This window comes from Sphingobacterium sp. JUb56 (assembly GCF_014191365.1).
Taxonomy (GTDB): Bacteria; Bacteroidota; Bacteroidia; order Sphingobacteriales; family Sphingobacteriaceae; genus Sphingobacterium; species Sphingobacterium anhuiense.
Window position 1 is genome coordinate 3,817,063 of sequence record NZ_JACHWL010000001.1, and the last position, 16,700, is coordinate 3,833,762.

General features: G+C 34.8%; 16 protein-coding genes. 6 read left to right on the forward strand and 10 right to left on the reverse strand.

Translation table 11 applies throughout. The features are described from left to right. Nucleotides 1-63 precede the first annotated feature (63 nt). The 3 genes from FHR29_RS16270 to FHR29_RS16280 are packed head-to-tail and all read left to right on the forward strand — an operon-like array spanning nucleotide 64 to nucleotide 1,936. Nucleotides 64-897: a sulfurtransferase gene (locus tag FHR29_RS16270; protein WP_183915790.1), complete on the forward strand. Its 834-nt coding sequence runs from the start codon at nucleotides 64-66 to the stop codon at nucleotides 895-897. Nucleotides 898-910: 13 nt separating this feature from the next. Next, nucleotides 911-1,474: a YdeI family protein gene (locus FHR29_RS16275; RefSeq protein WP_132844581.1), complete on the forward strand. Its 564-nt coding sequence runs from the start codon at nucleotides 911-913 to the stop codon at nucleotides 1,472-1,474. Then, nucleotides 1,475-1,936: a YciI family protein gene (locus tag FHR29_RS16280; protein ID WP_132844583.1), complete on the forward strand. Its 462-nt coding sequence runs from the start codon at nucleotides 1,475-1,477 to the stop codon at nucleotides 1,934-1,936. Between the two features lies 1 nt (nucleotide 1,937). Here the strand turns inward: FHR29_RS16280 and FHR29_RS16285 are convergent, their stop codons facing one another. The 4 genes from FHR29_RS16285 to gyrB form a co-directional block, all read right to left on the reverse strand. Next, nucleotides 1,938-3,839, reverse strand: a complete 1,902-nt coding sequence (locus tag FHR29_RS16285) for an ATP-dependent DNA helicase RecQ (protein WP_132844585.1) — start codon at nucleotides 3,837-3,839, stop codon at nucleotides 1,938-1,940. Then, nucleotides 3,836-5,923 (reverse strand): ComEC/Rec2 family competence protein, encoded by a 2,088-nt coding sequence (locus FHR29_RS16290; RefSeq protein ID WP_183915792.1) that lies wholly within the window; start codon nucleotides 5,921-5,923, stop codon nucleotides 3,836-3,838. Before FHR29_RS16290 ends, FHR29_RS16285 begins: the two co-directional genes overlap by 4 nt. Further along, a complete protein-coding gene (locus FHR29_RS16295) occupies nucleotides 5,923-7,998 on the reverse strand; it encodes a helix-hairpin-helix domain-containing protein (RefSeq protein ID WP_183915794.1) in 2,076 nt (691 codons plus the stop codon). The genes FHR29_RS16290 and FHR29_RS16295 overlap by 1 nt, the downstream gene beginning before the upstream one ends. A gap of 536 nt (nucleotides 7,999-8,534) precedes the next feature. Continuing rightward, complete coding sequence (gyrB, locus tag FHR29_RS16300) at nucleotides 8,535-10,493, reverse strand: DNA topoisomerase (ATP-hydrolyzing) subunit B (RefSeq protein WP_183915796.1); 1,959 nt, start codon at nucleotides 10,491-10,493, stop codon at nucleotides 8,535-8,537. Between the two features lie 190 nt (nucleotides 10,494-10,683). On the opposite strand from gyrB, the gene FHR29_RS16305 reads away from it, so the two are divergent. Together FHR29_RS16305 and FHR29_RS16310 are read left to right on the forward strand one after the other, a co-directional pair. Further along, nucleotides 10,684-11,295: an OmpH family outer membrane protein gene (locus FHR29_RS16305; RefSeq protein WP_021190122.1), complete on the forward strand. Its 612-nt coding sequence runs from the start codon at nucleotides 10,684-10,686 to the stop codon at nucleotides 11,293-11,295. Nucleotides 11,296-11,406: 111 nt separating this feature from the next. Further along, nucleotides 11,407-12,309 (forward strand): CorA family divalent cation transporter, encoded by a 903-nt coding sequence (locus tag FHR29_RS16310; protein WP_183915798.1) that lies wholly within the window; start codon nucleotides 11,407-11,409, stop codon nucleotides 12,307-12,309. Here the strand turns inward: FHR29_RS16310 and tsaB are convergent. The 5 genes from tsaB to mscL form a co-directional block, all read right to left on the reverse strand. Continuing rightward, a complete protein-coding gene (tsaB, locus tag FHR29_RS16315; RefSeq protein ID WP_183915800.1) occupies nucleotides 12,304-13,011 on the reverse strand; it encodes a tRNA (adenosine(37)-N6)-threonylcarbamoyltransferase complex dimerization subunit type 1 TsaB in 708 nt (235 codons plus the stop codon). The two genes, FHR29_RS16310 and tsaB, sit on opposite strands and share 6 nt — an antisense overlap. Nucleotides 13,012-13,028: 17 nt before the next feature. Continuing rightward, nucleotides 13,029-13,283, reverse strand: coding sequence for a membrane protein insertion efficiency factor YidD (yidD, locus tag FHR29_RS16320; protein WP_132772145.1), 255 nt, complete (start codon nucleotides 13,281-13,283; stop codon nucleotides 13,029-13,031). After that, the gene (locus FHR29_RS16325; RefSeq protein WP_031288357.1) at nucleotides 13,234-13,671 is read right to left on the reverse strand and encodes a ribonuclease P protein component; all 438 of its coding nucleotides are present in this window, start codon (nucleotides 13,669-13,671) and stop codon (nucleotides 13,234-13,236) included. The genes yidD and FHR29_RS16325 overlap by 50 nt, the downstream gene beginning before the upstream one ends. A 66-nt stretch (nucleotides 13,672-13,737) precedes the next feature. Further along, nucleotides 13,738-13,896: a 50S ribosomal protein L34 gene (gene rpmH / locus FHR29_RS16330; RefSeq protein WP_045753170.1), complete on the reverse strand. Its 159-nt coding sequence runs from the start codon at nucleotides 13,894-13,896 to the stop codon at nucleotides 13,738-13,740. 188 nt (nucleotides 13,897-14,084) lie between these two features. Further along, the gene (mscL, locus tag FHR29_RS16335; protein ID WP_021190117.1) at nucleotides 14,085-14,492 is read right to left on the reverse strand and encodes a large-conductance mechanosensitive channel protein MscL; all 408 of its coding nucleotides are present in this window, start codon (nucleotides 14,490-14,492) and stop codon (nucleotides 14,085-14,087) included. Nucleotides 14,493-14,750: 258 nt separating this feature from the next. Between mscL and FHR29_RS16340 the strand changes: the two genes are divergently transcribed. Continuing rightward, a complete protein-coding gene (locus FHR29_RS16340; protein WP_132772144.1) occupies nucleotides 14,751-15,392 on the forward strand; it encodes a response regulator transcription factor in 642 nt (213 codons plus the stop codon). Nucleotides 15,393-15,416: 24 nt separating this feature from the next. On the opposite strand, the gene FHR29_RS16345 is transcribed toward FHR29_RS16340, so the two are convergent. Next, a complete protein-coding gene (locus FHR29_RS16345; protein WP_183915802.1) occupies nucleotides 15,417-16,559 on the reverse strand; it encodes a sugar phosphate isomerase/epimerase in 1,143 nt (380 codons plus the stop codon). Between the last annotated feature and the right edge of the window lie 141 nt (nucleotides 16,560-16,700).

The following is a 16,700-nucleotide window of genomic DNA, read 5'->3' on the forward strand; positions in this document are numbered from 1 at the left end:
TAGGGCTTTTTTTGTTTATAACAAAAACATGATTAAATTTACATAACGTAAATGAAATAACCCATGTACTTTCCCTCTTCACTAATCACTCCTGCACAGCTTAGTAGTGAATTAAACAATTCCAAAATTGTATTATTAGATTGTACAATTGACAAAGTAGGTCAATCGCTAAAGGGTACGAACTTAGAAGTAATAGGCAACTCGCTCTTTTTTGATATCGAAAATACCTTTTCAGATAAAAACAACCCGCTACCACACACACTTGTTTCCCAGGAAACCTTCACAAATGGAATTCAGGAACTTGGTATCAATCAAGATAGCATCATTATACTATATGACCGGTGGGGTATATATTCAAGTCCTAGAGCTTGGTGGATGTTTAAGGTTATGGGATTTGATCAAGTTTATATACTTGAAGGTGGAATTCCAGCATGGAAAGAACAACATCTTCCCTTAGTAAACCATCACATAAAATCACAACAAAGAGGTAATGCCAAAGCTCATTTTAATTCAAAATGGTATGCAGATAAAGATTACGTTTTAGCTCATTATGATAATAGTGAAACAAGCATTATTGATGCTCGTAGTCAAGGAAGATTTATTGCCTCAGCTCCAGAACCCAGAGCAGGATTAAGAGGAGGGCATATTCCCAATTCTCATAATCTTCCATTTGATCTTGTTCTCGAAGGAAACAGCTACGATTCAAAAGAAGAATTGCAAAAATTGTTTAAATCATTTAATAACAGCAATGAACAGATCTTCACCTGTGGATCAGGTATTACAGCATCGATCCTAGCTTTTGCCAGTCATTTGCTTGGTAATAAAAACATCAAAGTATATGACGGTTCTTGGTCCGAGTGGGGACAGGAAGGACTCCATTTACCTATTTCCAACTAGTTATTACAAATTTATGGATAAGCAAAGCAAATGGCGGGAAGAATTATTAATCCTACGCAGCATAATTGAAAAGTTCCCACTTGAAGAAACAACAAAATGGGGTGGTCCCGTATTCACGTACCAACAAAAAAATGTTATTTCATTTGCTGGATTTAAAGATCATTTTGCACTTTGGTTTTTTAACGGATCGCACCTGGTAGATCCGGCAGCAGTTTTAACAGCAACACAGGGAGAAAAAACGAAAAACCTGCGTCAATGGAAATTTACAGATCAAAGTCAAATTGATAAATCTCTACTCAGACAATATATACAGCAGGCCATTAATATTGAAGAAAAGGGATTAAAACTCATTCCAGGGAAAAAAGAATATTTATCCATTCCCGCATTATTTGAAGAAGCATTAAAGAACGACCCGCAATTAAAAAGGAATTTTGAGAATCTCAGTGCTGCAAAAAAGAATGAATATTATGAGTATATTCATGAAGCAAAACAAGATAAAACAAAAGTAAACCGTCTAGAAAAAATTAAACCTATTATATTAAGTGGAAAAGGTTTATATGATAAATATAAAAAATAGATGAAAAATATACTTTACCTTGGATTATTGATATTAGGTACGCTATCTCGTTCTTATGCACAAAAGACTAATGCTAAATATGACCATTTACTAGCAGATTCATTAGGAGCTGACAATTATGGAATGAAGTATTATAGTTTCGTGCTTCTAAAAACGGGCGCGACAAAAATAACCGATAAAGATTCTGTCAATCGACTTTTTGATGGACATATGAAAAATATTCAACGCCTTGCAAAAGAGAAAAAACTAATTGTAGCTGGTCCATTTGGGAAAAATGAAAGAGATTATCGCGGTATCTTTATATTAAATGTTAAAACTATCAAAGAAGCAGAAGCACTATTGGCTACTGATCCTGCCATTAAAGCTGGTTTATTAATCTCCGAAATCACGTTATGGTACGGATCTGCGGCGCTACCATTATATTTAGAAGCCAGTGAAAAAGTAAATAAATTTGAATTTTAAACTAGATATTGGTATTCCAGATATACCGATCATCTACGACCATAATCTTATGATGATCTATTAAATTTCTCACTACTTCCAATTTTATTTCATCATCACCAAGAGAGATCCTTTCAATAAGATCATGTATCGTTTGAGCTTCGTTCAATAAAATGCGTTCTATCTCCAATTTTATATTATGATGCAATTTCACACGATGATTACGAATTAGGCACAGATCACATACCTGACAAAATAGTGTATTCTGTTCACCAAAATAATGGAGTAGTGACTGACTACGACATTGTGAATGCTCAATATAATTGAGCATCGCCTCGATCTGGACAGTCTTTACACGTTGTCTTTCTCTAATGAAAACATGGTCTACATACAGATTCTTATAATCAACACGGTCCTGCAGAAAAGATAGCTGTGGACTATCTGTTGGAGGAATATAACTCGCAATTTCCATTTTAACCAAGGCGTTGATCAAACTTACAATTTGCTCATAAGAAACACCTAACTTTTTTGCAAACTCATATTCATTTATGGAAATATAATCATCAAATACTCCTCCATACGATCGTAATATAGCCTTTATAAGTTTATCATAACGCTCATATTGAACTTGAATTTTGTAGAGCTCTTGATGGTTCACTTCAAATTTAAATCGAGAAGGAATAAAGACAGCTTCAGAAAGCGTCAACCAGCCATCCTTTTCTAAAAACTTGAGGGCACTTAAAGTAGGAATTGTTTCAAGTTTATATTTTTTTATAAAGGAGACTACATCAAAATCAAATACAACTCCCTCCCCTGCACCATAAGGAATTTGAAAGTGATTACATAGGTAATGATAGACTTGTTGAATGAAGGCGACGGTTGGAAAACTCAGTTCTAAATTTTTTAAAAGACGATTCTTATCTTCCTGCTGATATAACATAACAGGATAAGCCTTTTTTCCATCCCTGCCCGCTCTTCCTGCTTCTTGATAATAAGCTTCTAAAGATTCAGGGATATCCAAGTGAATAACAAACCGGACATCCGATTTGTCAATTCCCATCCCAAAGGCATTGGTCGCAACAATAACGCGTGTTCTATTTTGCATCCAAGCTTCTTGCTTATCATCACGGTCTTTTCCTATCAAACCAGCATGATAAAAATCCGCGGAGATCCCATTGTTTACTAAGAAACGTGCAATCTCTTGAGTCTCTCTTCTATTTCGCACATAGACGACACCTGAGCCTCCCAGCTTTTGAATGACACGAAGCATCCGTCCCGATTTATTTTCTTCTTCCAGCGCCATATATCCGAGATTATCACGCAAGAAACTTTTAACAAATACGTTCTTCTTTTTAAAGGCTAATTTATCCTGAATATCTGCAATTACAGACGTGGTAGCTGTTGCAGTTAAAGCAAGAAAAGGAATATCTGGATGTATCTCCCTCAGTTTAGACAACTGAAGGTAAGAAGGTCGAAAATCATAACCCCATTGTGAAATACAATGGGCCTCATCGATTGCATAGAGATTGACAGGCATATGTTTGATACGTTCCTGTACCAATTCACTATACAAACGTTCGGGAGATAAATAAAGAAATTTTATATGGCCAAAAATACAATTGTCCAATATAATATCAACTTCTCGTGGTTTAAGACCCGAATAAATAGCAACAGCTTCGATACCGATATCCTTGAGATGTTTTACCTGATCTTTCATCAAAGCGATTAAAGGCGTCACGACAATACAGATACCCGGAAGTATCATTGCCGGAACCTGGAAACAGATTGATTTACCGCCACCTGTAGGCAATAAAGCTAGGGTATCTTTCTTATCCAGTACAGATTGGATGATTTCCTCCTGAAGAGGTCGAAACTCATCATGTCCCCAATACTGTTTTAATATGCTGATGCTATCTACACTCATAATAACTCCTTGTCCCAAACATACGCAAAATTATTTTTTATGGTATAATGCGCCAACCCCATATCATCAAGTTGCTGTCTCCACATCTGAATATTGAAATCGCTATTCGTTCCATCAAACAGCACAAGCTTAGGTTTTATAATTCTTACATTTTCGATAAAATTCCATTTACTATTTTTTCTGACAAGTAAAATATCTGTAGAGCGATGACTTAGTAAAGAATGCTCCATAATTTGGATTGTTAAATTGGGTTTCTGAATAAGGTAATTTGTCCTTACAGAATCATATGATATCAATGGAAGAAAATTAATATCTTCCCAATTAGAGAAACGTGACAAATCCCTTTTTACACTATAAACCAAATTTCTGGCATCTAAAGAATTGAAAGAACTAACCATGGTGATGTTATTCTTTTGTATAAAAGCAAGTGCAATCTCTTTTCTGGTACTGTAAATGCGAAATCCTGTATAATTAAACTGCAAATACTGTAAATAGCTGAAAGTGCTAAGGCCAATCAATAGAAAACATACACTCATGTATAGAGCAAACTTATTTTTCCAATAAAATGCATAACTACAACTGAACAAGAAAACTAAACTGATCAAAACTAAAGTTGGAGAAAGGACAATTCCAGTCCATGTTGCAAAAGGTAATTGATCCAAAAACTCCAATGTGAAAAACATTTTCTGAATAAGCCAATCCATAGCATACCCTAACCAAACATTGATAACATCAACAGGCATGAACATCATCGCCATCCCGATATACATAATGAGCGTAACAGGTAAAACAACAAGTAAGTTCGCAATTAAAAAATAATTTGGGAACTGTCCAAAATAAAACAATGAAAACGGTGCTGTCATAATTTGAGCACTCAAAGAAATAGCGACGCTATCCCATATGATGCGACTGAAGCGATTACTTTCAAAAATAGATAGACGTTTAAACAGTGGAAAAAATAAAACAATTCCTAAAACAGCAAAGTAAGACAACTGAAACCCAATATCAAATAATATATTGGGCTGCAATAATAAAAGTAGGAATGCAGAAGATGCCATTGTATTCAGCATATTGCCTTCCCGCTGCATTGATCTAGCAATAAGAAAAAAACTCAACATGATCGCTGCGCGTAATATGGAAGGTGCCATTCCCGTTAAGATGGTATAACTCCAGATCGCACAAAGCAACATAACAATTCTTAAAAGATTTAGAGTATAATTACCACTTACCCTGGCTAGCAACCACATCAAAACAATAAAGACTATTCCAACATGCATACCTGAAACACTCAGCACATGAATAGTACCTGTATTACTAAAAGTCTGCACAATATCTTGTGACATCACTGCTCTATAACCAACGATCAATGCCACTGCAATTTGAAAAGAATTTTCATCTTTCAGATATTTTCTAAATTTACTGACGAGCTCCCTCCTTAATTCTAAAGCTCGGGCTTTAATCCCAAAACCTTGATGATGACGAATGATTTTATACTCCTTTGACTTCAAATAAATCTGGCCATCGATACCCTGATTTTTTAAATAATCTCTATAATTGAACTCCAATGGATTAAGTGGCTTTGGGATGGGTTTCACCTTATTTTTTAAAACCATCTCATCACCATATTGTATACGAGAGTCTTTTTGATCAAAAGGCAACGTCACCATAAGCCGACCTGTCGCCTTTTGAAATGTTGAATCGATACGTTTTGCTAACAGAGTTACAGAAAATCGAACTGAATTATTGTAAAAAACCGGTTCTTCATCCACCATCGCAATATACTGATCACTAGGACCAATGAGAAAATGGTTAATATCCACCTGATCATGCGTTCTCCAGATATTCCAAATTCCGAAAAAAATCAAAATAATGTAGCTATTTACAATAGATAAAATTTCTAAACGGGAAGTATAAAAGAAAAATACGAGATGCGATAAAAAGCTAAAAACAAGCAGTAATTGTATCAAATTAAACATGCTTTTGCTAGGTTCAAAAAAATTGGCAATTCCTATTCCAATACCATAAAATAGCACAATTTTAAGAAATGGAAGCTTTTTCAGCTGTTCTTCAAAATTCGTCTTCATTAAAATTGGAGTCTTAGCTGTACTTTAACTTCTGATTTGATATTTCCCTGAATTTCATCTAACCCCGAACCTATTTTTTCAAGTTCAGGATAATAGAAAGCTGATATTTTAGTCCATAAATCAATATTTCGATGTATTCTGTAACGTATATTATTATACATTCGCCACCCTTTTTGATAATACAGTGGAAAGGAAGAAGCATATAAGACATCATTTTCAAAAGCATAAATCCGGGTATTATAACTATCAGTATGAAAATAAGCTAAACGCATATTTGTTGCTATTTTACTACTCTTGGGGTTAAAAAACAGATCCTGATAGGCCATCCACCCATATTCTTTTTGTTCGGACTCTTTCAGATATTGAACACCTTCGAGCCTACTACGAATGCTCCAGATATTACTTAATTTATATTTGTATTCAAATCTCAATTGGTATTTATTAACTTTTGCCAAGAAAACCTTTTCATTTTTTGAGGCCGAAGTATTTTCTTCTTTCACACGGTATCGGAAGCGCACTGATATCTGACCCTTCTTATACCAGATATAAGAGAATTGGGACATAATATCATAGCCTGAAGAAGGTGCTAGTACGCGGTATCGCAACCAAGGGAACTTAAAAACATCCAGATAAGCGGTCCATTGAATTTTTCGAGAGGGATGAAAAACAAGACCTGTATAGAGTCCTTTTTCATTCTTAGTACTGTTATTTTCTCCCATTGACTGGGCAAAGAAACTATGATAGTTCTTTTGATAATCACGATATAAAAGAACTGTGGAAAACTTTGGAGTTATACTGGTCATAATTCCCGTTAACCAGGCATATCCTTCATCAAAACTCGTAGCAATCTCTCCAAAAAAATAAGAATTACGATAAGTGTAATTATAATAAAGACTAGCATTTCGAAGTAAATTACCCTCAAAATCATATTTATTTTCAAGAGCTTTGCCCAAAAGTTTAACACCTTGTAAATGGGTAGCAACAAAATTTCCACCTATCTTAAATCTATTTTTGCTGTAAAGTAAGTTACCTCCATAAACCAGTTGTCCGATCGCATTACGATATCGCTGTTCTGTTGGGGTACGATGAAGACCTGAAGTGGACAAAGTAGATATCACCCAATCATCATTCACCTTTTCCATACTGCCATCAATCTTTCGATAAGAAATATAAGGTGTAAATTCAAATTTACCTAAAGACAAAGAACCTGCTACACCTCTTAAAAAATTTGCTTCATTCAAAGATGTGTACTGTCTTAAACCTATCCCCTGCCTAGCAGAACTTTCGATCATGCTTCCTTTACTGAAACTCAATCCATTCCACATGGTTAAGCCTTGGCCAATTTGTAAGGCAAAATCTCCAATCACTAACTGTTTTACTTTACCAAGATCGCGAATCGCTAAACTTGCAGCATAAAAATCAAAACCATACCGTTGCTTGTCTTTGAAAAACAACTCCCCTGCATCTTTATCCATATTAATAGCGAGCCGGATCTTATCATTGTAATTGAGCCGATAACGTACAGTATATCGATTCGGATCCCCAAGGTAGCGCGACCTGGCTGTATCAGTAATAGAATATCCTTTGGCACGGTGCAATAAACGTCCATATCGTAACATAACTTCTTGCTTCGATTTTAAGAAATTCTTAACTGTAAAATCTCTGTAATGCATATCACCTGAAACAGTAACAAAAGGAAGTAAATACTGAACTGTACGCAAATCAAACCCGATTATACTTTGTAACTCCTGTTTAGAAATAAAATCACCGGATTCTTTTCTATGTGCCAACAGGCTTTCGATCTGAATAACACTTAAAAATAATAAATCGTGTAATTCACGTCCGTCTGTTTTATTTAAATCAATCGGATTTTTCAAGTAATATGACCATCTCTCCGAAATTTCGCTTGCATCGACATCCTCCTCTAATTCTTCCAATAGTTGTTCAAATAACTGATCAAAAGTCAATTCATTATACTCTTGACTATATGTTGCAATAGCGCTACCTAACAAGATCCAAATTATTAGGTAAAGTTTAAGTCTCAAAGACTTATCACTTAAAAAAATAAGAATCATAAATTTGATATATAGATAATAAAAAGTTTAATTTCATATTATTTCACATATCGGAACATGACTATTACAATAAGTAATAATTATGTTACCTAAAGAAATATTGTAACGAATGCATCAACTAATTCTTTAAAAGATGCCATAACCGTTGCTACAATTAAAAACCAGGAGAGGTTTTTTATAGCATTATCGCATTCTCACTTAGGGTAAAAGCAAAAATAATTACCTAAATAAGATAGGCGCAGTAAATCATAATTTTTATCAATCAGCATCATTAATCTTTAATTACAGCAAACTAATACGTATTATATGGTTGAAGAAGATTATCAACGGATCATAGAACACGCTTTAGCAGAGAGTTAATCGCTAACCTAAAATCGACGAAAAAACGTAATTTAAGTACAACGAAAATACCAAGACTATATATAAGTTACAGTTATTAACCTAATTAGGCAAAAAATATAGATTGCTCTGCTTCAAAAAAAAAGGTCTAACTACCTGAGTAGTTAGACCTTTCTGAGATTAAAATTTAAAAATAATTAAATATCGATTTTAGCGTAACGTGAATTGCGTTCAATAAACTCACGACGAGGTGCAACCTCATCACCCATTAACATTGAGAATATGCGATCACATTCAGCGGCATTTTCGATGTTTACTTGTCTTAATGTACGCGTCTCAGGATTCATTGTTGTATCCCATAGTTGTTCTGCGTTCATTTCTCCAAGACCTTTATAACGTTGTACATGTACGCTGTCTTCTTTACCTCCGCCTTTCAATTGCTGAATAGCATTTAAGCGTTGATCTTCAGTCCAAGCGTATTGATGATCTTTACCTTTTTTAACCAAATATAATGGTGGAGTAGCGATGTAAATGTATCCCTTCTCAATCAATTCTTTCATGTATCTAAAGTAGAACGTTAGAATCAAAGTTGTGATGTGAGAACCATCGACGTCCGCATCGGTCATGATAATAATACGATGGTAACGTAATTTCTCTAAGTTTAATGCTTTAGGATCATCTGGAGTACCTAAACTAACACCTAGGGCAGTAAACATATTTTTGATCTCTTCATTTTCATAGATCTTATGTTCCATTGCCTTTTCTACGTTTAGAATTTTACCACGAAGTGGCATAATCGCTTGATACTTACGATCACGACCTGATTTCGCAGTTCCACCAGCCGAATCTCCCTCGACAAAGTAAATCTCACATTTTGTAGGATCATTATCTTGACAATCTGCGAGCTTACCAGGTAAACCTGAGCCACCCATTACAGTTTTCCTTTGTACAAGATCACGAGCTTTACGAGCCGCAGCACGAGCTTGAGCTGCTATTACAACCTTTTGTACAATTGCTTTTGCTTCGCGAGGATTCTCTTCTAAATAGATATTTAAAATCTCTCCTACGGCAACATCAACAGCCCCCATTACTTCAGAGTTACCCAATTTGGTTTTTGTCTGTCCCTCAAACTGCGGTTCAGCGACTTTCACCGAAATAACAGCTGTTAGACCTTCACGAAAATCATCTCCAGTAATTTCTACCTTCAAATTTTTCAATAAACCAGATCTATCGGCATATGCTTTTAAAGTACGGGTCAAACCACGACGAAAACCGGCAACATGTGAACCACCTTCAATGGTATTAATGTTATTCACGTATGAATGCACATTTTCAGTGTAAGTCTCGTTATACTGTAAAGCCAATTCAACAGGAATACCTTGTTTGATACCCTCCACATAAATCGGATGTGGTATGATTGGGTGACGGTTACTATCTAAAAACTGGACAAATTCTTGTAAACCACCTTCAGATAAAAACACATCTTGACGTAAAGTACCGTCTTCCAAAGTTTCTCGCTCATCTGTTAAAGATAAAGTGATCCCTTTATTCAAGAAAGATAATTCACGAAGACGACTCGCTAATGTATCATAGTTATAAGTCGTAGTCGTTGTGAAAATTTCACTATCGGGAGTAAACGTAACAATAGTACCCGTAGCATCAGATTCACCAATTTCCTTCACAGTATACAAAGGTTTTCCCTTTTCATACTCTTGCTGAAAAACTTTACCATCACGGTGAACAACTGCGGACAAATGAATAGATAAAGCATTTACACAGGAAACCCCCACACCGTGAAGACCACCTGATACCTTATACGTATCCTTATCAAATTTACCACCAGCATGTAATACAGTCATTACAATTTCCAGTGCTGATTTATTCTCCTTTTTATTGATACCTGTTGGAATACCACGTCCGTTATCCTTTACGGAAATAGAATTGTCTTTATGGATAGTGACAAAAATATCTGTACAATAACCTGCAACGGCTTCATCGATAGAGTTATCGACGACCTCATATACCAAATGGTGCAAACCTTTAACCCCTGTGTCTCCAATATACATGGAAGGACGTTTACGTACAGCCTCTAATCCCTCTAAAACTTGGATATTATCGGCTGAATAGGATGATGCATTTTTGTTTTCTTCGCTCATTGAAACTAATTAAATACTTGTAATCAAAAATACGAAATTTTAACCACTTTAACAAGTCAACGAGAAGTGATAACAAGCAATTTAATGCGCTATTATTCCATAATTATTTTATATTTTAGCAGTCGAAAATCCTAAATGTAATTTTTTTATAGTAGGTTTGTTCTTATTAAAACGTGTAATCAAATAAACAATGAGTAATATATTTTCAACATTATCAAAGGTAACTTTAGGCGTAGCAATATCAGTAGCCGCTATTTCTTGTAACCAAGAGGGAAAAAGTACTGGTGCTACAACTTCCAAAGATTCTACTTCAGCAAACACTTCTTCAACAAAAGTTGAGAAAATTGTATACATCAATTCAGATTCTTTATCTCAAAAATATGAGTACTTTAAGGACATTAGAAGTAAATTAGAAGCAAAAGTTAAAAAAGCACAAACAGATCTTCAGGCAAAAAGTCAAGCTTTTCAACGTGAAGTTGCAGAATACCAACAAAAAGCACCTAATTTAAGTGCTGCAGAAAGACAAGCAACAGAAGAAAAATTAGCACGTAAACAAGACGAATTAAGCCGTTTAGATCAAAATGCATCTGCTTCAATACAACAAGACGAATCCGCTGAATTTAATAATGTCTACAATAAAATTACCGAATTTTTGAAGAAACATGCAAGTGATAACGGTTATACACTTGTACTGACATATTCGAAATCAAATCCGACAGTATTATATGCTGATTCAAAATTGGAAATCACGAATGAAGTGGTGAAACAATTAAATGAAGAATATAAAAAAGAAAAGAAATAACATTTCTAAAATAGTTAAATAAGAAAGCCGCTCATGAGCGGCTTTCTTATTTAACAACAATTTGCTTTTTGAAAATCTCTTCGGTATATTAACCTAAAATCCGATTAATTTATGATATCCACTATAGTAAGTAAAGAGCAAGCTAGTTATGAATGGGTCGATGTATTCGAGCCAAGTGTAACGGATCTCGAAATTTTGAAAGAAAAATATAACCTCAATCAGGCATCTATTAAAGATTCTTTAGAACCTGAACATCTTCCAAAAATAGAAGAGTTTGACAACTATACTTTTATTATCCTAAGGATGGTATCTGCAACATTTAAGGATAATTCCGACAATATAGGTGAAATAACAGACCGTTTAACTATTTTCTATGGTGCAGACTTCGTCATTACACTTCATAAGAAAAATGTAGAATTCATTCATAAAATGAAACTTTTGGATTTTAGATCTCCAAAATTAAAAGACAGTAAACATTTAGCTAATTACCTGAGCACGGCCGCGCTCGCCACTTTTGAAAAAATACTGCCCAAAATATCAACTAAATTGGATGAATATGAAGAAAGCGTTTTTCTGACACGTCAAAAAAAGCTAGTCCTCAAACATGTCTATTTTATTAAAAGACAGATTGATGTTGTCAGGAAGGTTATCATATTGTACAAAGAAATTGTAGAGCACTTTCATGCTAATCAAAAACGCAATGTCTACAGCCGAGATTTAAAAGATCTATATTTGAGAGCCAATACCCTGTACGACAATCTTTCAGAGAACACAAGTCAGCTCCTCAATATCTATTTTAATATTTCCTCCAATCACACGAACGAAATCATGCGTATTTTAACCATTTTTTCCGTGTTTTTTATGCCGATTACTTTTGTCGCTGGCGTTTACGGTATGAATTTCAAAAACATGCCTGAACTAGAATGGTACTATGGATATCCTGTAGCAATTATTATTATGCTCGGAATATCGCTAGCAATCTATTACTGGTTCAAAAGAAAAGGCTGGTTATAAACCAGGTCTTTTCTTTGCAGTGGTTGCAACAAAATCTTTTAAATAATAGGGTTCGAAGTAAGCAACATCTTCAAAATCTTTAGCTTGATACTTATCGAAAGCAATTTTGCTCATATCAGTCGCGTTCGTCTGTACTTCCTCAATAATATCTACACCTTGTCCAGTACTAAATACATCTTTTAATTTATCCGCTCCCGGACCAAATAAACAAATACGAGGGTATTGTACTATAAATTGATCAAAACTTGTAGCATCGATAATCAAAGCTTGAGTAGTTACTACCGATTTTCCTGTATCATCAAATGAAGCACAGTACACCTCCATCCTTCTCGCGTCTAACATCGGGATATAAAGATCGTACGATAGAGATTTCCCATCATTCGCACGAAAACCCGAATAAATAGCATCTAGCGTATTGACAGCGATCAAAGGTATATCCAGGGCATAGCACAAACCCTTAGCGGTAGAAACTCCGATTCTTAATCCGGTGTAAGAACCTGGCCCCATACTCACCGCAATTGCTGACAAATCTTTAAAACCTATATTCTCCTGATCCAACAAAGCCTGTATAAGCAAAGTTAGCTGTGAGGCGTGAACATTAGGTTCATTGACACTTTCGTGCTGACGAACAATTCCCGATTCAACCAAAGCGACTGAACACATAGAAGTAGAAGTCTCGATTTGTAAAATATAAGTATGCATACAAAAAATAAAAAATATTAAGGAACAGGATCGTGACCATGGCCACCCCAGGGATTACAACTTAAAATACGTTTTATAGCAAGCCATCCTCCTTTAAAGGGACCATATTTTTGAATGGCTTGATAACCATACTGTGAACAGGTTGGTGTATAACGACAGTTAGCTCCCAAAAAGGGAGAAATAAAAATCTGATAAAATCGGATAATAGCTAAAAATAACAGACTAAATATCCGCTTGATAATCTTTTGCCAAATATAGTTTAGAACATTCATTCTTTAATTTTACCAAAGCTTTTTCCATATGACTATACAGAAAATCATATGCTAACAGACCTTTACCTACGTATTGTATTGTGAATAACAAAGGTAATTGATGTTCTTCTAAAAATGGTGTTAAGCCTTCATTTTTTTGTAAACGAAAACATTCTCTCATACGGCGCTTCATCAGATTACGATCAACAGCACGTTTGAACCGGCGTTTAGAAACCGCTAATATGACCTGTGATGAAGAATTTTCCATGATGAGATGATCGTCTTCTCTTGGAGCATAGAAGACAACACGGTAGGGATAACAAACAAAAGAAGAACCTTTATGAAACAGCGTATCAATCAACTTGACACTACATAAACGTTCTTCTTTCTTAAATGTATTTTTAATCATAATCGATGACTGAAAAGTCGGCCATGTCATTACACGAGCCTCCTGGCCACCAGCTACGCAAAAATATTAACCTTTGTGACGACCTTCGTCAGAAACTGTAAGGCGTTTTCTACCTTTTGCTCTACGAGAAGCTAAAATTCTTCTACCATTTGCAGAACTCATGCGATCTCTGAATCCGTGCTTGTTTCTTCTTTTTCTTTGCGATGGCTGAAATGTTCTTTTCATGACGCTTAATATGCTAAATTATGTTTTGATTCTATTAATAAAACTCCCTAAAGAGGAATGCAAAAGTAAAATATATTTTAGAGAATAACAAACAATAAATGCAACTTCTCCAAAATATAGAAATATTCCATAAAAAAACAGATGAAGAATACCCTATTCTTCATCTAATTTTTTACCAAAGTATATGATTACTTATTTTTAAGTAAATCTCTGATTTCTGTTAAAAGTGTTTCTTCTTTTGTTGGAGCAGGTGCCACTTCAGGAGCTTTATCTTCCTTACGTTTCATCGAATTTAAGGCTTTAATCACCATAAAAATACAAAATGCAACAATTAGAAATTGGATCACGACATTAATAAAGTTTCCTAAATTAATCGCTACTTCTGGCTTTTTTGCAACCTCATCTGCAGCTTTAAGTACATATTTAATTTCTGAAAAATCAACACCTCCTGTTAAATAACCAATTGGTGGCATGATGATATCATCTACCAATGACGTTACAATTTTTCCAAATGCACCACCGATAATAACACCGACTGCTAAATCAACTACGCTACCGCGCATAGCAAATTCTTTAAACTCTTTCAAAATTCCCATAAAATAAATGTTTAATATTGCAATTATTGTAATTCTCTACCTAAATATAAACTTATTTCAATAAAACTGACACAAAAATATTAATATTTACGGTAAAATATCGTTAGCCAATTTACAACACAAAGTAGCGAGAAATAAAATAAACAGAAAAGAACTAATCTTTGACTATATTTACACGCATTTATTATTTCGAATTCAGTATTTTTGTTTATTTTTAAACAACACAATTCGCAAAATAATATTTCCTAAATATCGCTCATGAAAAAAATATTAATTGCCGACGACCATAGTATTGTTCGATTAGGAGCATCTGTCATTATAAAAGAAACTATGCCATCCTGTATCATTACACAGGCTCAGGATTATAGTGAGGTTCTAACATTGTTAGAAAAAGAAGATTTTGATCTACTTTTACTCGATATCAATATGCCTGGAGGAAATAATATTAGAGTAGTAAAAGAAATTCTAGAAATACAACCGTCCATCAAAATACTGGTATTCTCTTCTTATGATGAATCTCTTTATGCTTTAAGATATATTGAAGCTGGCGCTGCCGGATTTGTCAATAAAAGCACGGCTATGGCAGAGCTTAGTAATGCAATATTAACAATAAAAGAAAGAGGAAAATACATGTCGGATGAAGTAAAAGACCTTTATGTTAAGAAGCTAACTCAAACCAAAGCTAAGATAAACACGATGAATCCGCTTTCCCGACTTTCAAACAGAGAAGTAGATGTTGCAAAGTATTTAATGCAGGGATTGGGTATCATTGAAGTCTCTACGAGCTTAGATCTTAGCCCGTCAACTGTAAGTACTTACAAAAGTAGAATATTTGAAAAATTAAATGTCTCTAATATTCCAGAGCTCATTGAAATATTTAGAATTCACTCTGCAAACTAGTTTGCAAAGTGAATTCAATTTTTTTTAAGACAACTGATCAATTGTTACAACAGGAATATCTTTTCCGTGTACGATCTGTAAGTCACGTTCATTTTTATATGAATACCCGCTCTTTTCATCCAGTTCCCATAACATTGGTGCAAAGAAATTAACACAGGTACTAAAGCCCTGTAAAATAGCAGACATAACCCCTGTATCTTTTGAATTTTTAGCTTCGTTTTCTATTTCAAAAACTCCGGTAAAAGCGCGGTTTTGCAAAGTATCAACAAATGCTCTCCAGTCCATGCTATCTGACCCTCCAAATCCAGGAAGCATGGCTTCGTAATGATGTCTATCCCAATCATGTGCTGGAATTGCAATATTAGCAGCCTTAGCAAGGCCAGCATCAACATGCTGCATTGGATACATGCCGCCCCAGTCCGTGCGCGCTTGCGTACTTAAATTGCGTGTAGTCTTGATATGAATACGGTGTAACCGCTCAATATCCATAGCATTGATAACAGATACTGGATCTGTATTTTGCCAGACATCATGTGATGGATCATAGATTTCACCATGTGCTTTACTTGGTATCATTTCATACATCAATTTTCGTGCGGCCAATACTGCTGGCAAATTATTATAAGTACTGCTATAACGCGACGATCTCCAGCCTTCCATAGGACAGTTTTCATACAATACCGTTACCCCTAGATCTTCTGCATATTTAATAATTGGTGCAAAAACACGTTTGTACTCATCTAGATTTTTCTGAAAGCCATCTATCTGATTACCAAGATCGTGATTATAACCAACAAAAGTCCCCACTTTTACATTATTGGCATCTCCTCCGAGTAAATGAGCAATCCGAATAAGTTTTAATAAATGATTCTGATTTTTAACCCGTTCACCTTCTTCTCCACCGATCATATTCTCAAAAGCCCCCAAAGACAGATGTAAAGCGGCCTGATTGAAAACTTCTATTGTGCGTTTTGCATCCTCCGCTGTAAAACCTTCATAATTGAGATGTGTTGCCGTATGATCCTGACGTGTGCCATCTTTTCTAAACACACATAAATCAATACCTGAAGCTCCGACTTCTTTTGTTTTATCTATTAATTCTGGTAAATCCAGCTTGTCAAATGCTGAACTCATCACCCATATTGGATTATTCAATTTGCGATTCATATCTATACTACTTGTTTTTATCGGTTCTATGAAATAACCATGCATATGCTCTTTTTTAGAGTTTTTACAACATTGCTATTTCATAAATATAATGTATTTCTATATAAATGGTAAAAATTAAAGATACAAAAAAAAGCTATC

What these genes read in the sequence shown, in the direction of transcription:
- yidD (WP_132772145.1), bottom strand. Translation starts at nt 13,283, where the DNA reads ATGAATGTTCTAAACTATATTTGGCAAAAGATTATCAAGCGGATATTT.
- FHR29_RS16305 (WP_021190122.1), top strand. Translation starts at nt 10,684, where the DNA reads ATGAGTAATATATTTTCAACATTATCAAAGGTAACTTTAGGCGTAGCA.
- rpmH (WP_045753170.1), bottom strand. Translation starts at nt 13,896, where the DNA reads ATGAAAAGAACATTTCAGCCATCGCAAAGAAAAAGAAGAAACAAGCAC.
- FHR29_RS16295 (WP_183915794.1), bottom strand. Translation starts at nt 7,998, where the DNA reads ATGATTCTTATTTTTTTAAGTGATAAGTCTTTGAGACTTAAACTTTAC.
- FHR29_RS16270 (WP_183915790.1), top strand. Translation starts at nt 64, where the DNA reads ATGTACTTTCCCTCTTCACTAATCACTCCTGCACAGCTTAGTAGTGAA.
- FHR29_RS16285 (WP_132844585.1), bottom strand. Translation starts at nt 3,839, where the DNA reads ATGAGTGTAGATAGCATCAGCATATTAAAACAGTATTGGGGACATGAT.
- FHR29_RS16325 (WP_031288357.1), bottom strand. Translation starts at nt 13,671, where the DNA reads ATGATTAAAAATACATTTAAGAAAGAAGAACGTTTATGTAGTGTCAAG.
- FHR29_RS16275 (WP_132844581.1), top strand. Translation starts at nt 911, where the DNA reads ATGGATAAGCAAAGCAAATGGCGGGAAGAATTATTAATCCTACGCAGC.
- FHR29_RS16340 (WP_132772144.1), top strand. Translation starts at nt 14,751, where the DNA reads ATGAAAAAAATATTAATTGCCGACGACCATAGTATTGTTCGATTAGGA.
- mscL (WP_021190117.1), bottom strand. Translation starts at nt 14,492, where the DNA reads ATGGGAATTTTGAAAGAGTTTAAAGAATTTGCTATGCGCGGTAGCGTA.
- tsaB (WP_183915800.1), bottom strand. Translation starts at nt 13,011, where the DNA reads ATGCATACTTATATTTTACAAATCGAGACTTCTACTTCTATGTGTTCA.
- gyrB (WP_183915796.1), bottom strand. Translation starts at nt 10,493, where the DNA reads ATGAGCGAAGAAAACAAAAATGCATCATCCTATTCAGCCGATAATATC.
- FHR29_RS16345 (WP_183915802.1), bottom strand. Translation starts at nt 16,559, where the DNA reads ATGAATCGCAAATTGAATAATCCAATATGGGTGATGAGTTCAGCATTT.
- FHR29_RS16290 (WP_183915792.1), bottom strand. Translation starts at nt 5,923, where the DNA reads ATGAAGACGAATTTTGAAGAACAGCTGAAAAAGCTTCCATTTCTTAAA.
- FHR29_RS16280 (WP_132844583.1), top strand. Translation starts at nt 1,475, where the DNA reads ATGAAAAATATACTTTACCTTGGATTATTGATATTAGGTACGCTATCT.
- FHR29_RS16310 (WP_183915798.1), top strand. Translation starts at nt 11,407, where the DNA reads ATGATATCCACTATAGTAAGTAAAGAGCAAGCTAGTTATGAATGGGTC.